Origin of the sequence: Subtercola frigoramans (genome assembly GCF_016907385.1) — a bacterium.
GTDB lineage: Bacteria > Actinomycetota > Actinomycetes > Actinomycetales > Microbacteriaceae > Subtercola > Subtercola frigoramans.
In genome coordinates, this window is the sequence record NZ_JAFBBU010000001.1 from 2,492,243 (window position 1) to 2,506,478 (window position 14,236).

General features: G+C 65.0%; 11 protein-coding genes. 8 read left to right on the plus strand and 3 right to left on the minus strand.

Features of this window, described 5'->3' with window-relative positions:
- Window positions 1–13 precede the first annotated feature (13 nt).
- The 3 genes from JOE66_RS11655 (at window position 14) to JOE66_RS11665 (ending at window position 4,547) form a co-directional block, all read left to right on the plus strand.
- Window positions 14–790, plus strand: coding sequence for a hypothetical protein (locus JOE66_RS11655; protein ID WP_205109632.1), 777 nt, complete (start codon window positions 14–16; stop codon window positions 788–790).
- Window positions 791–948: 158 nt separating this feature from the next.
- Complete coding sequence (locus JOE66_RS11660) at window positions 949–3,264, plus strand: glycoside hydrolase domain-containing protein (protein WP_205109634.1); 2,316 nt, start codon at window positions 949–951, stop codon at window positions 3,262–3,264.
- Window positions 3,261–4,547 carry a glycosyltransferase gene (locus JOE66_RS11665; protein WP_205109636.1) on the plus strand — a complete coding sequence of 429 codons (1,287 nt, stop codon included), beginning with the start codon at window positions 3,261–3,263 and terminating at the stop codon, window positions 4,545–4,547. Before JOE66_RS11660 ends, JOE66_RS11665 begins: the two co-directional genes overlap by 4 nt.
- A 60-nt stretch (window positions 4,548–4,607) precedes the next feature.
- Here the strand turns inward: JOE66_RS11665 and JOE66_RS11670 are convergent, their stop codons facing one another.
- Window positions 4,608–5,369 carry a FadR/GntR family transcriptional regulator gene (locus JOE66_RS11670; protein ID WP_205109638.1) on the minus strand — a complete coding sequence of 254 codons (762 nt, stop codon included), beginning with the start codon at window positions 5,367–5,369 and terminating at the stop codon, window positions 4,608–4,610.
- 152 nt (window positions 5,370–5,521) lie between these two features.
- On the opposite strand from JOE66_RS11670, the gene JOE66_RS11675 reads away from it, so the two are divergent.
- Both JOE66_RS11675 and JOE66_RS11680 read left to right on the plus strand, forming a co-directional pair.
- Window positions 5,522–6,919, plus strand: a complete 1,398-nt coding sequence (locus JOE66_RS11675; RefSeq protein WP_205109640.1) for a GntP family permease — start codon at window positions 5,522–5,524, stop codon at window positions 6,917–6,919.
- A 2-nt stretch (window positions 6,920–6,921) separates the two neighbouring features.
- Window positions 6,922–7,443, plus strand: a complete 522-nt coding sequence (locus tag JOE66_RS11680; protein ID WP_307827176.1) for a gluconokinase — start codon at window positions 6,922–6,924, stop codon at window positions 7,441–7,443.
- Between the two features lie 26 nt (window positions 7,444–7,469).
- Here JOE66_RS11680 and JOE66_RS11685 read toward each other — a convergent pair whose 3' ends face one another.
- On the minus strand, window positions 7,470–8,222 hold the full coding sequence (locus JOE66_RS11685) for an IclR family transcriptional regulator (protein ID WP_205109642.1): 753 nt from the start codon (window positions 8,220–8,222) through the stop codon (window positions 7,470–7,472).
- Window positions 8,219–9,733: an APC family permease gene (locus JOE66_RS11690; protein ID WP_205109644.1), complete on the minus strand. Its 1,515-nt coding sequence runs from the start codon at window positions 9,731–9,733 to the stop codon at window positions 8,219–8,221. The genes JOE66_RS11685 and JOE66_RS11690 overlap by 4 nt, the downstream gene beginning before the upstream one ends.
- 250 nt (window positions 9,734–9,983) lie before the next feature.
- On the opposite strand from JOE66_RS11690, the gene JOE66_RS11695 reads away from it, so the two are divergent.
- From JOE66_RS11695 to JOE66_RS11705, 3 genes are all read left to right on the plus strand, one after another.
- Entirely contained in the window at window positions 9,984–11,471 is a 1,488-nt protein-coding gene (locus JOE66_RS11695) for an APC family permease (protein WP_205109646.1), read from the plus strand.
- 136 nt (window positions 11,472–11,607) lie between these two features.
- A complete protein-coding gene (locus tag JOE66_RS11700; RefSeq protein ID WP_205109648.1) occupies window positions 11,608–13,599 on the plus strand; it encodes a primary-amine oxidase in 1,992 nt (663 codons plus the stop codon).
- Window positions 13,600–13,607: 8 nt separating this feature from the next.
- On the plus strand, window positions 13,608–14,204 hold the full coding sequence (locus tag JOE66_RS11705) for a hypothetical protein (protein WP_205109650.1): 597 nt from the start codon (window positions 13,608–13,610) through the stop codon (window positions 14,202–14,204).
- Window positions 14,205–14,236: the final 32 nt, after the last annotated feature.

Consider the following 14,236-nt stretch of genomic DNA (forward strand, 5'->3'; position numbering starts at 1 on the left):
ATATGATCCTGCCATGAGGGTACCTCGGAGGTTGGCTCTCGGGCTCGCACCCGTGCCGCTCGTGCTTGCGCTCCTCTTCGCCGGCAGCTCGTCAGCCGCCTTCGCTGCGACGACGAATTCGTGCACCACGGCACCGGCGTCGAGTGGAACGACAAGTTCGGGCACCACCTCAAGCGGCACCACCGGTACAACCTCGACGACCGACACAACGTCGACCACCGGTACAACCTCGACGACCGACACGACATCCACGACTGACACCACGTCGACCACGGACACGACGTCAACGACAGATACGACGGCAACGACTGACACGACCTCCACCACAGACACGACGTCAACGACAGATACGACGGCAACGACTGACACGACGGCCACGACCGACACCACCTCCACCACAGACACGACGGCAACAACCGACACCACGGCCACGACCGAAACGACGCCGACCACCGAGACGACCGGCACGACCTCGACAACGGCAACGACAGACACCACCTCGATCCAGCCTGCCGTCTACGCTCCCCACTCCGGGGTGCTGCGCATCGCTGCAGCAATCGACCTCACCACGCCGGGTTCGACACCCGACAGTCTGTCGGCCGCAGCCACCACCGACCCCTCGTGCGACCCGGGCACAACCGGCACCGGCTCGCCCACCTCGTCGTCGGGCGGTACGACCAACCTCAGCTCGACCGGGCTCGCCGTTGGTGGCGCCCTCGTCGCCATCGTGGCGTTCCTGGCACTCGGCGCCGCCGCGCTTCTCTACCGCAACCGCGGGCTCAAGCGCTGACCGGGCCCAGCCGGCCGCACTCGAAACCTGCACGCAATACACCGTCACGAGCGCGGAACGACGCTCGCGTATAGTTCGTCTCATCGTCACCGGTAGTTCACCGGAGCTTTGATTGACACGCTTACGTTTCGATGATGCGAACAGGGGCCACAACCGAGATGATCGACGCAGTTGATCCATTCATAGGTACCGAAATCACCTCGCTGCCGCCGCAGTCCGGTCTGGCTGCGACCTGGTGGTGGCCCAAGCCCCAGGTCGGCAACACGCACCCCGGTGCGACTTTTCCGCTCGGAATGGTCTCTGCCTGCGCCTACTCCGGCGCCTACCCGACGGGGTACGGGCAGTACGATCTGTCTCTCGAGGGGGTGCCGTCGAGCATCCATGACCGGCAGCTCGCCTCAGGCTTCACGCACTTCCAGCAATCGGGCACGGGAGCCATTCGCAAGTACTACAACTACTTCAGGGTGAGCCCGATGATCGAGCCGCTCGACGCACTCGGCCGCACCTGGGACATCACCGAGGAGCACGCCGAACCCGGCTGGTATTCGGCGACCCTCGACTCGGGTGTGACGGCCGAGATCACCGTCGGGCCGAAGAGTGCGGTGCACCGCTACACGTTCCCGCAGCACCCGAATGCCCGCATCGTCATCGACTTCTCGCTCGGTGGACTCTCGATCCCCTACGGCAAAACGATTCCACTGCGGGCGCACCTCGAGTCGGTGTCGCCGGGGGTTGCCAGCGGCCAGATCGTCGTCGAGGGCACTCCCCTGTCGGTGTACATCGAGTGCGACACTCCGCAGTGGCGACAGATGCTCTGGTACGACCGCAGGCTGATGCCCGGCGGAACCCGGCTCGACTTCGACCACATCAGGCCGACCACCCTCCGGCCGTTCGGGCTCATGTGGGCGGGGCCGAGCAAGCCTGGGCAATCACTGGGCCTGGCGTCGGTACTCTCGCCCGAGGCCGACCTTGCACCGGGGCGCTACGGCGAGCGACCGGATGATCTCAGCATCGAATTGCGCATCGGCTTCTCGCTGCGCGGGGTCGAACAGGCCAAGCAGAACCTCTACGACGACTGCGGCGAAGGCCAATCCCGGTTCTCCAGGCGCAAGGAGCGCACGCAGAAGACCTGGCGCAAGGCCCTCAAGACGATCACGGTGCAGACGCCATCGGATGACCGGCAGACCGTGTTCTCAACCGCTCTCTACCACTCGCTCATCAAGCCCTGCCTTGCTCCGTCAGAGAGCCCGTTCTGGCCGGCCGACGGCCCGTTCGCCTACGACATCAGCACCATGTGGGACATCTACCGCACCCAGCTGCCGCTGCTCACCCTGCTCATGCCCGAACGCTCGGTGGAGCTGGCCAACGCGCTGCTCACCATCTGCGAAGAAGAAGGCAACTTTCCCATCGGCTACCGCATGGCCCGGGGCAGCGACCGCTTCTCACGGCAGGGCAGCGCTCTGGCGCACACCTTTCTGGCTGATCTCTGCCAGCTCGGCCTGGGCGGCATCGACTGGGACTGGGCACTCGTGCACATGTCGGATGACCTGCGGCGCACCTACGGCGAGGAATTCCTACTGCGTGGCGAGGCCCACCCCATCACCCACACCCTCGACCTCGCCTTCGGGTACTGGTGCACCGCCCGCGTCGCCCAGCACCTCGGCGACAAGACGCTCGTCGACCAGTTCTCTGCGCTCTCTGAGCGGTGGTCGAATGCGTTCGACACCTCGACAGGGCTCCTCAAAGACTCGACCTACTACGAAGGAAGTCGCTACAACTACTCGTTCCGTCTGTTGCACGACATGTCGGGCCGCATCGCCCTGAGCGGCGGTGTCGACCGGTTTGTGGCCCAGCTCGACGAATTCTTCGGCTACGGCGCTGAGCCCGTGACGCAGCTCGGCAACCAGCCGAGCGCCCCCGAGATCGTCGCCGGGTACGCACTCGGGCGTTTCGAGGGCCTCAACAATGAGCCCGACATGGATGCACCGTGGGCCTACCACTACGCCGGCCGGCCCGACAGAACGGCCGAGATCGTTCACAACATCATCCACCAGCAGTTCAGCACAGGCCGCGGCGGACTCCCCGGTAACGATGACTCCGGCGGCCTCAGCTCCTGGTTCGTCTGGGCGTCGCTCGGGCTCTTCCCGGTGGCCGGCCAGAACATCTTCCTGGTGAACGCACCCTCGTTCTCCGAGAGCTCGATCGCAACCGATGGCGGCCCGTTCATCATTCGAACGCGCGGCTTCGTCGAGCCTGAACCCGGCGGAAAGGTTCAGTACGTACACTCAGTGGAACTCAACGGTTCGCCGCTCGAACGCTCGTGGATCACGGGCCATGAACTGCACCGCGGAGGCGAGCTCGTGGTGACCCTTGCCGCCGAACCGAGCACCTGGGCCACCGAACACGTACCCCCTTCGCATACCCCCTTCGCCCACACCACGACCGCACCCCCTGCCCGAGGAGACCAGCCATGACCACCATCGAAAACCGTCTCGTGATCGTGGTGCGCGCCGATCCTGTCATCTGCGGGCACTCGGTCGAAGCACGAAATCTCGCCGAGACCGCCCTCGAGCGCGGATTCGACGAGGTGCGCATCGTCACCTGGCCCATCGAGACCCTCGAGAGGGCGGGTCTGCCTCTCAAACCGCTCGATTCTGTGCTGCCCTACAGCCCGGGCATCTTCGTCGATCGCCCGGCTCCTGTCGGGGACTACAAGGTGCCAGACGGCCGGTACCTGGCCGGAATCATCGGCCGGCTCGTCGAACTCTTCACCGATGGCGTGCCCACCGTGTGCCTGTCGCTGTACCTGAGCCCCCACACGATCGCCGTGGCCGATGCCCTGCGGGCAGCTTGGGGAACCGGCCTGCCCGTCAACGTCACGACCATCGCCGAGGCCGTCGGCTCCGACGTGACCAACGTGGTTCGCACGGCGGTCACCGAGGGCAGGCTCGGCGCAGCAGCACACATTCTCTCGAGCTACCTCAGCCAGGATCACTGCGTTGCGGTCTCGGAGTACACCCGCGACCTCATCATCACCGAGGCCGAACTCGTCGACCAGCATCACGGCACCCGTTTCGCGCCCCAGTGTCGCGAGCGCATCACCGTCTCGTACCCCGCCATCGACGCCGACGCCTACACGCACCTCGACGAGCAGGTCATCGACGAGGTGCTTGCAGCCCGCGGGCTCGAGCGCGAGAGCTACGTGCTCTTCCTCTCGCGCCTCACCGCTGCGAAGGGCGTCGAAGAACTCATCACCGGGTTCGAACTGAGCGAGTCGCACCATGACAAGACGCTCGTGATCGCCGGGCGTGGCCCCCAGGCAGAGGCCATCCGGGAATTCGCCTCGCACTCACCGATGGTCGACCGCATCCGGTTTCTCGACGATGTCGGCGACGCTGAGAAGCCGTACCTGATGGCCGGGTGCGCGGCTTTCGTTCTGCCGAGCAAGCCCCGCCCCGAATTCGTCGAAACCTTCGGTATTGCCCTTGCCGAGAAGATGCTCGCCGGCGGCGGGCCGGTGATCACCACACTGACCGGGGGAATCGGTGAGGCGATCGGAGATCATGCCCTCATCGTCGAGGTCGAAGACCCCGAAGGAATCGCCGCGGCGCTCGACAAGGCCATTCTGCACACCACGCGCGACGAACGCAGGGAGTGGGCGGATCGCGCACGCGAGTACGCCCTGCAATTCGACCGCCGACGAGTCTTCGACAAGATGTTCGCGAGCATTCCCCGCGCGAAGGCCTACGAGCTCTGACTCTGACGCCGACGAGATCTGACTCGCATTACAGCACCCCAAGGCAACCGGCTTCTGCACTCATCCAGGCGAATCGGCCTCGACACGGTCTTTCGTTTCGCTGGGTGCTGTGCTGAACTCCTTCACCGTCGCCTCGAGTATTGCGTATGAGGCCCGTTGTGCGCCATCTGCATCTGACTCGGCGAGAGCAGCAGCGAGGGCATGATGGCGATCCACGGAGGGAGAGGTGTACGTCGTGATCGTGTATCGGCGTTCCTGTTCACGCGTTCGCAGCACCGCCTCGACAGTTCCGGCGAAGTGGGCCATGACCGCATTGCCTGAGCTTCTGAGCACGAGGGTGTGGAACGCGACATCCGCCTCGAGAAACACCTTTCCGTCGCCGCTCCGGTTCGCGTCGTCCATAGTGTCTGCGGCGGCGCATACCGCTCTCCGCTCGGTGGCCGTCATGTGTGCTGCGCTGAGCCTGGCGGCAATCGGTTCGATGCCGAGCCTCAATTGGAGGAGCTCGCGCATCTGCGTATAGTAGCCAGGACCCTGCCCACGCCAGAAGATGATCTGGGGGCTGAAGAGGTCCCAGGAATCCCACGGGAGCACGACTGTGCCTACACGCTGGCGAGCTTCAACCAGTCCCAGCGATTGCAGCACCCGGATGCTCTCCCGAAGAACCGAACGCGAAACGTCGAACTCTGCGCTCATCTCGTCGAGATTGAGTATGAAGCCGGGTGGTAGCTGGCCGCTGACGATGTCCGCACCCACAGAGTTCAGGACCCGGGAATGAAGGCCGCCCACAGTACGCGACGAGGCCGTGTTGAAATGCGCCATTGGCGTGTTCCTGCGCTCCTCACGCACCCGATTTGGGGGCACAGCTTGACTACACCGTAATTCGGGATAATAATCAAATAAATCTGATTAATCGGTTTATATATTTTGACGAAGAGGTCGCAGGGAAGCGCCTCTGAAAGGGGCTTTCATCCATGAATCTCATCTCGGCCGTATTCACCGCAGATCCTATCAAGCCGTCCGGTAGCCCGGAACAGCTCATCATCGCAGCGCTGATCGGCGTTGCCGTGATCATCACCCTCATCACCTGGCTCAAAGTGCATCCATTCCTGGCACTGACTGTCGGGTCGATCGGTGTGGGAATCGGAGCTGGGTTGGCTCCGTTGGGAGCCGTCGCCAGCTTCGGCGCCGGGTTCGGCGCAACCATGACGAGCGTGGGCATCCTCATCGCCTTCGGCGCGATGTTCGGCAAGATCCTTGCTGACTCCGGCGGCGCAGATCGCATCGTTGACACGCTGGTATCACGGTCAAGCAAGCGGGCACTGCCGTGGACAATGGCGCTCATCGGAGCGCTCATCGGATTGCCGATGTTCTTCGAAGTGGGGCTCGTGCTCCTGATCCCAGTCATCATTCTGGTCGCCCGTCGTTCGGGACTGTCATTGATCAGGATCGCTGTTCCTGCGATTGCCGGCCTCTCGGTTATGCACGGGCTCGTTCCTCCTCACCCCGGGCCACTCGTTGCCGTTTCGACACTGGGCGCAAACCTCGGCCTCACCCTGGCCATCGGGGTCGGCCTCGCCATCCCCACCGTCATCATCGCCGGCCCACTGTTCAGCAAGCTCGCTGCCCGATGGGTGAACGTTCCCATTCCGGCACTGTTCGTCACTGCCGAAGACGAGGGCGAAGACATCACCGACCGCAAGCGACCGAGCTTCCTCGCAGCCTTGTGCGGAATCCTCCTGCCGGTTGTTCTTATGCTCGCCCGGGCAGTCGTCGATGCAGTCGACCCTGGATCGAAGGCACCGCTCAACGCAACGCTCGACTTCCTCGGTACCCCGATGGTCGCCCTTGGACTCGCCGTCATCTACGGCATGATCGTCTTCGGCCGAGGCGGCGGAATGTCTCGCAGGGCGGTCTCCGAATCGCTCGGTTCCTCACTCGGACCGATTGCCGGCATTCTTCTGATCGTCGGCGCCGGCGGCGGGTTCAAACAAGTGCTCATCGACACCGGAATCGGGACCATCATCGCCAATGCCGTCACCGGCAGCAGCATGTCTGTGCTTCTTCTGGCCTGGGTGGTAGCGGCACTCGTACGCGTGGCCACCGGGTCTGCCACAGTGGCCACGGTTACAGCAGCGGGAATCCTCGCGCCCGTCGCCGCAACCCTGAGCACACCACAGGTCTCCCTGATGGTTCTTGCCATCGGCGCAGGCTCACTCTTCCTCTCCCACGTCAACGACGCCGGCTTTTGGCTGGTCAAGGAGTATCTAGGACTCTCGATCGGCCAGAACTTCAAGGTGTGGACGGCGCTAGAGTGCATCATCTCGGTTACAGGCCTCATCGGGGTCCTTCTGCTCGGAATGGTTCTCTGACGGTGACTCCCCTCATTGAGGGGCAGCCGATCATCGTCGTGATGGGTGTCTCCGGATCGGGCAAGAGCACCATCGCTGCCGGGCTCGCCGATGAGCTCGGATGGGATTTCGAAGACGGCGACAATCTGCACTCCGACGAGAATGTCGCGAAGATGTCGGCAGGGATTCCGCTCGACGACGCCGATCGGCAACCGTGGCTCGAGACAATCTCATCATGGATCGTCGAGCACGAGATGGCCGGAGTCCCCGGAGTGATCACCTGCTCTGCACTGAAGCGCCGGTACCGCGATGTGCTGCGCGAAAGAGACGTGGTCTTCGTTCATCTGGCCGGTTCCCGAGGCCTCATCGGCGACCGCCTGACCCAGCGTAGCGACCACTACATGCCGCCGGCTCTGCTGGATTCCCAGCTGGACAGTCTCGAGCCGCCTGAACCCTCGGAGAACGCGATCACCGTCAACGCCGAGAAGACACCGGCAGAGGAGGTCGCAGAGATCGTCGCCGTGCTCGCCCTCCGCCGCAGATGAATCAGACGCGGGAGAAGTGATACGGCTCAGGCGAGAAGAGGGGCGAGCAGACGTGAGCCCTCCACCAGTATCGAAAGGGTCTCGCCAGGCTTCTCGACTCTGGTGGCGGGCGCCGAGAGGCAGAGCCCGGCCACGAGCGAATTTTCTGCGTCTCTGATCGGAACGGCAAGACAGCCGTAACCGGGGGTGAGCTCGCCCACCTGCAGCGCGTAGCCGCGTTCCCTCGTCTCGGAGACAAGAGCATCGATCGCTTCTGGCGAGCGTTCGACCGTCAGCGAGCCGGCCTGTACCCCCAACCGCTGGCCAGCGTCCAGCTCGGCCAGCAACAGCCTGCCCATCGCAGAGGCATCGACGAACCGGGCAATTCGTACCGGGTTACTGAGCGGAAAGTCGGGATCGATGTCGGTGACCTGAAGGCGATGGTGCTCGTAACGCACCAGGTGCACTCCCCCGCGGATGCCCTGTCGCAGTTCGGTCACCACATCGCGAGCAGCGCGTGGAAGGCGGGGTATCACCGGCGCAAGCCCTGCCAGTTGGGCGACTTTGCTGCCGAGCGCGAAGCCGCTGAGATCGGGCAGGCGCACGAGGTACTCCTCCTGCACCAGGAGGTTCAGGAGCCGGTAGGTTGTAGCACGCGGGAGCGAGAGGTTGTGGCTCACTTCGCGGGCCGTGACCCCCGGGCCACACCGGGCGACCTCCTCGAGCACGACGAGCGCGCTGTGAATGGCGCGCGGCTGCCTTGCCCTGACCTCGCTGATGTGGCTCGGCTGAGCGGTCATCCGCGGCCTGTCACTCGCCCTGTCGATGCAGCGGGATCGCCGCCGAGAACGTCGCCGGCGATCGTCTCGTCGAACACCCCGATCGTCTCCTTCAGCCAGGGCCGGCGACGGCGCACGAAGCGGAAGACGACAACACCCGCGACCATGATGCCGAGAAAGAGCCACACGCCGACGGCACCGGGCCCCGAGCCCTGCACCGCGAGATAGACCACAAGACCGAGGGCGAGCAGAAGGCTTGCCAGAATCGCCCGGAGGCCGGCCCAGAAGGTGAGTTCGCCGATCTTCTTCAGAAAGACGAACGACGCAACGCACACGAGCACGTACGAGGTGATGAATCCTGCCGCAGCACAGACCAGAATCGCGCCCATGGCCTCCCAGACCCCGGCACCCGAGGCGATGTAGAGCAGGGTCGCCACTGTCATGACGGGCAGAACCGTGACGACCCCGATGAACGGCGTGCGAAAGCGAGGATGCGTACGCCCGAACATCCGGGGGATCACGCCGTCCCTGGCCATCGAGAACAAGACGCGCACCAGGGCGGTGGTCGAGGCGATCGCGCAGGCCACGAACGACATCGCGATGCTGGCGTCGAGCACGAGGCCCATCCACTCCATGCCGTACGCGTTCGCCAGCGAGTTCACCGGGCTCGGCACCGAGGTCAGCGAGCGGTCGAGACCCACGAACCCCACGAGCTGGCTGTACGACGAGAGCAGGTAGAGAAGACCCGAGGCCACCAGGGTGCCCACGAGTGCCCTCGGGATGCTCGCGAAGGGCTTTCGCGCCTCGACACCCAGGCTCGCTGCGCTCTCGAATCCCACGAAGGCCATCAGCGCCAGCACCGCACCTGTTGCGAAGTCGCTGAAGGTCGTTCCGGCGAGCGAGATGACCGACCAGTCGATGCCACCACCCTGAGAGACGAGCAGTGCAACGATGAAGACCACGAGCAGGGCGACGGAGACCGACTCGACCAGCAGAGTCACCCGAGTCGAGAGCCGGATGCCGCGGGCCAGCACGACGAAGCAGATCGCCGCGATCGCCACCACGATGATGCTGACCAGAAGGCTCGACTTCTCGGCTCCCGGTACGAAGTGCCCGAGCAGAGTCGCCAGGAACAACCCGGCGCCACTGAGGGAGAACATCGCGATGAACCCGTAGCCGACGATCATCGAGACGCCCGTCATGAAGGAGGCTCCCGCCCCCAGGCCCTTCGAGACGAACGTGTACAGCGACCCCGCTGCCGACATGCGCCGGGTGAACTGGTTGATCGAACTCGCCACGAGCAGGGAGAGAAGGAGTGCTGCAGTCACGGCCCACACGGTGGCATTGCCGGCCACCGCGGCGACGATCACCGGGATGGTCGTCGCCGCGGCCGAGGGCGCAACGGCCGAGACCGACTGGGCGACGACGTCGAGAAAGCCGAGACTGCGGCGATCCAGTCCCTCTACGGGAGAACGGCGCAGAATCCCGGCGACCAGGGGCGGGTCAGCGATTGCCCGCTCGAGTGCGGTCATGGTCGGTGGCCCTTCTGCAGATCAGTAGCTCCGAGCCTAGGGGCAGGGTGTTGCGAAGTCGGGTCGCCGATGTTTCGGGTGTGTGTTCTCCAAATGAGACAGCCCGGCCACGGCGTCCCAGTTGCCCTCGACACATCGTCACAGCCTGAAAATCGCCACGCAACACGGGCGGGTGATCATGAGCAGAACGCCCTCCTCATGCCCACACCAGCCCACCCTCCACCTATTACCTCTATATCGACGGAGAATCATGACAACCACTCGCGAACCCGCCGGAACAGCTGTTTCCGGTGCCGCACCGAAAGCCGGCCTCTCCGGCTCGCTCGGCGTCGGCTCCATCGTCTTCATGGTCGTGGCCGCGGCCGCGCCCCTCACCGTGATCGGTGGCTCTGCACCGCTCGGCTTCCTGCTCGGTAACGGCGTCGGCTTCCCGGCCCTGTTTGTGGTCTGTGCGGTCATCCTGCTGCTGTTCGCGGTCGGGCTGGTGGCAATGACCCGCAAGATCCCCAAACCCGGCGGCTTCTTCACGTATATCGGGCACGGACTGGGCAAGCCGGCCGGCCTGTCGGCGGCCTACCTGGCTCTGCTCACCTACACGACCATCCAGATCGCCGTACACGGCTACGTGGGCTACCTGATCAGCGTGTCGATCACCTCACTTGGTGGCCCCGACATCGCCTGGTGGGTCTACTCACTGGCGATCGTGCTGATCGTGGGAGTGCTCGGTTACCGGCACATCGACCTCAGCTCCAAGGTGCTCGGCGTACTGCTGGTCTGCGAGGTCGGCATCGTGCTCGCCCTGGTCGCTGCCGTCGTCGTCACGGGCGGCGCTGAGGGACTCTCGGCCGAACCGTTCATGCCGACGCAGATCTTCTCAGGTTCGCCCGGTGTCGGCCTGATGTTCGCCTTCGCTGCTTTCATCGGCTTCGAGTCGACCGCGATCTTCCGCGATGAGGCCAAGACCCCCGATCGCACCATCCCGCGTGCCACGTACATCGCGGTCATCGGTATCGGCGCCTTCTACACGCTGGCTTCGTGGGCGCTCGTGATGGCCTGGGGGCCGTCGAACGTCGTCGCCCAGGCCGCCATCGACCCCGGCACCATGGTCATCCAGACCACGCTGAACTACCTGGGCCCGGTCGGGGAACTCATCATCAACATCCTGCTCATCACGAGCATGTTCGCCTGCGTGCTCTCGTTCCACAACGTCATCACCCGGTACCAGCACTCGATGTCGAACGCCGGACTCCTGCCCGGCAAGGTCGGTTCGGTGCACCACAAGCACCTCTCGCCGCACGTCTCGTCGATCATCCAGACGGCCACGGCCTTCGTGCTCATCGTGTTGTTCGCGGTTCTGCAGCTCGACCCGGTGCTGAACGTCTTCACTTGGTTCTCGGGGGTCGCGACGCTCGCGATCGCGCTGCTCATGGCTCTCACCTCGGTGGCCGTCGTGGTGTACTTCCGTCGCACGAAGTCCGACGCCCGGCTCTGGAACACGTTGATCGCGCCGGTGCTCGGTTTCATCGGCCTGATCGGGGCCGCCGTGATCATCGGCGTGAACTTCCCGTTTCTCGTCGGCGATGTCGACGCAGCCGGCGTGCCCGTCTTCGGCGCCGTGAGCGCGGTTCTCCTCGGCCTGATCGTGGTGTTCCCTGTCGCCGGCATCATCCAGGCGGCCATCATCAAGCGCAGGAATCGCGAGGCCTACGAGGCCATCACCGAGACCATCGCCAGCTGAACGCGGTCGGTTTCGATACGCACTTCGTGCTACTCATACGGCGCACACCCCGCCGGTTGAGTAGGCCACCGGCCGTATCGAAACCCACCCCGCGTCACTGATCCACCGAACACACCACCGAAAGAGAAGCCAGACCATGACACTGACAGAACCGAATCGCACCATCACCTCGCCCCTGGCGAGCCTCACCCCCGCCGACATCGAGCAGGTCAGAGACGTGGTGACCGCGAGCGAACTCTTCACCCCCACCTCGCGTTTCGCCTACATCGGCCTCGAGGAGCCGCACAAGCGCGAGGTGCTCGCCTACCTCGAGGGCTCTGGCCCCCGCCCCGACCGCCAGGCCCGGGTGATGCTGCTCGACATGGCCACCGGTCACTCGACCGACAGCATCGTCTCGATCGACGGCGCCGAGGTCATCAGCACCGTCGTGCTCGACGGCAGCAACGGCCAGCTGCCGGTGCTGATCCAGGAGTTCGACGAGGTCGGTCCGATCGTGGCCTCCGACCAGCGCTGGGTCGACGCGCTCACCGCTCGCGGCATCGCCGTCGACTCCGTCGTCTGCGTGCCCCTCTCTGCCGGGTTCTACGACCTGCCCGAAGAAGAGGGCCGCCGCATCCTGCGCGTACTCGCCTTCCAGCAGAACTACCCCGAAGACCACCCCTGGGCACACCCCGTCGACGGCCTCTGCGCCTACGTCGACGTCGCCGCCCGCACGATCACTCGCCTGATCGACTCTGCCCCGCTGCCCGTGCCCGTCGAGGGCGGCAACTTCGACGACCCCGCCCTGCAGGGTGCACCGCTCACCGTGCTCAAACCGATCTCGATCACCCAGCCGGAGGGCCCGAGCTTCGTGGTCGACGGCGAGTCCGTCACCTGGGGCAATTGGAGCTTCGACGTCGGTTTCGACCCGCGCGAGGGCCTCATCATGCGCCAGCTCTCGTTCTTCGACGGCGTCGAACAGCGCCCGATCATGTACCGCGGCTCGATCGCCGAGATGGTCGTGCCCTACGGCGACCCCTCCCCCGTACGGTTCTGGCAGAACTACTTCGACACCGGCGAGTACCTCTTCGGCCGCTTCACGAACTCGCTCGAGCTCGGCTGCGACTGCGTCGGCGAGATCCACTACTTCGACGCCGTGCTGGCCGACGAGCTCGGCAACCCGCAGACCATCAAGAACGGCATCTGCATGCACGAAGAGGATTTCGGCACGCTCTGGAAGCACTCCGATATGTTCACTGGCTCGAGCGAGGTCCGCCGCCAGCGTCGCCTGGTGATCAGCTTCTTCACCACCGTCGGCAACTACGACTACGGGTTCTACTGGTACCTCTACCTCGACGGAACCATCGAATGCGAGGCCAAGCTCACGGGCATCCTGTTCACCTCCTCGTACGTCGAGGGCAGCCCCTACGCCAGCGAGGTCGCCCCCGGGCTCGGCGCCCCATACCACCAGCACCTCTTCAGCGCCCGGCTCGACATGATGGTCGACGGCGTCTCGAACGCCGTCGATGAAGTGGATGCTGTGCGCCTGCCCGTCAGCGCAGAGAATCCCTACGGTGGCGCCTTCACGAACAGCGTCACTCGCCTCTCCAGTGAATCAGACGCCGGCCGTGTCGCTGACGCCTCCGTCGGACGCGCCTGGCACATCGTCAACACCGAGAAGACCAACCGCCTCGGCCGGCCGACCGGCTATGTGCTCCTCCCGGAGCAGGCGCCGACGCTGCTGGCAGACCCTTCCTCGTCGATCGCCGCGCGCGCTGCCTTCACCACCAAGCAGCTCTGGGTGACGCAGTACGACACGGCAGAACGGTACCCGGCCGGCGACTTCGTGCACCAGAACCCGGGCGGAGACGGCCTGCCCCGGTACATGGCGGCCGACCGCTCCGTCGACGGCGAAGACATCGTTCTCTGGCACACCTTCGGCCCGACGCACTTCCCGCGAATCGAGGACTGGCCCGTCATGCCGACCGACTACGCCAAGTTCACGCTGAAGCCGTACGGCTTCTTCGACCGCAACCCGGCGCTGAATGTACCGCCGAGTGAGCTGAAGCACGCCTGCTCGCACGACTCAGGGGCGCACGAGGGTCACGCTTCACACGGCGACCACGGCGACCACCACCACGGAGCCTGACCGTCAGCATGAGCCTCGAATTGGCACACTTCGGCGCGGTGGTGCCAGCGACGGTAGCCGCGTGCTGCGTCGCGGGCACCCCGCACCGAAGGGTGGCGAACACCCTACCCGCCGCCCTCATGCTGCTGTCGATGCTCGACATGGCCACAGGTACACGGGTGCTCGCGGCCGTCGCCTGGGCTGCGCTCCTGCTGTTCGCGGCCGTCATCCCCGCAGTTCTCGTGCGGCTGCATGGCGGCCCGGCGGGCTACCGCGTGATGGCGCTGCACCGGAGTCTCGGGCTCGTGCTGATGGCCGCCCTCACACTGACCGGTTCGGTCGGGATGGGATCAGGCATCCGTACCGTCGAAAACGCATCGAACGGCTCGGCTGGGCACCAGATGGCCGGTATGACCGCGGCCCCGGGGGCGTCTGGGGTGGCAGACCTGATCGCCGGGGCATTCACGTTTCCGTCGCTCGTGGTACTGGTCGCCCTGGTCTTCACCGCCCTCACCGGCGCATTGCTCGTGCAACGCAGAAGGCGAACGGGGCCGGGCCACCGACGCACCCAGCTCGAGACCCTCGGCATGGGCCTCTCGATCGCGGTGATGGCCCTCAGCTTCTGAGGATTCTCCGGGGCTTACGGTCGCAGGCTGGC

What these genes read in the sequence shown, in the direction of transcription:
- JOE66_RS11655 (WP_205109632.1), top strand. Translation starts at nt 14, where the DNA reads ATGAGGGTACCTCGGAGGTTGGCTCTCGGGCTCGCACCCGTGCCGCTC.
- JOE66_RS11660 (WP_205109634.1), top strand. Translation starts at nt 949, where the DNA reads ATGATCGACGCAGTTGATCCATTCATAGGTACCGAAATCACCTCGCTG.
- JOE66_RS11685 (WP_205109642.1), bottom strand. Translation starts at nt 8,222, where the DNA reads ATGACCGCTCAGCCGAGCCACATCAGCGAGGTCAGGGCAAGGCAGCCG.
- JOE66_RS11705 (WP_205109650.1), top strand. Translation starts at nt 13,608, where the DNA reads ATGAGCCTCGAATTGGCACACTTCGGCGCGGTGGTGCCAGCGACGGTA.
- JOE66_RS11695 (WP_205109646.1), top strand. Translation starts at nt 9,984, where the DNA reads ATGACAACCACTCGCGAACCCGCCGGAACAGCTGTTTCCGGTGCCGCA.
- JOE66_RS11675 (WP_205109640.1), top strand. Translation starts at nt 5,522, where the DNA reads ATGAATCTCATCTCGGCCGTATTCACCGCAGATCCTATCAAGCCGTCC.
- JOE66_RS11690 (WP_205109644.1), bottom strand. Translation starts at nt 9,733, where the DNA reads ATGACCGCACTCGAGCGGGCAATCGCTGACCCGCCCCTGGTCGCCGGG.
- JOE66_RS11700 (WP_205109648.1), top strand. Translation starts at nt 11,608, where the DNA reads ATGACACTGACAGAACCGAATCGCACCATCACCTCGCCCCTGGCGAGC.
- JOE66_RS11670 (WP_205109638.1), bottom strand. Translation starts at nt 5,369, where the DNA reads ATGGCGCATTTCAACACGGCCTCGTCGCGTACTGTGGGCGGCCTTCAT.
- JOE66_RS11665 (WP_205109636.1), top strand. Translation starts at nt 3,261, where the DNA reads ATGACCACCATCGAAAACCGTCTCGTGATCGTGGTGCGCGCCGATCCT.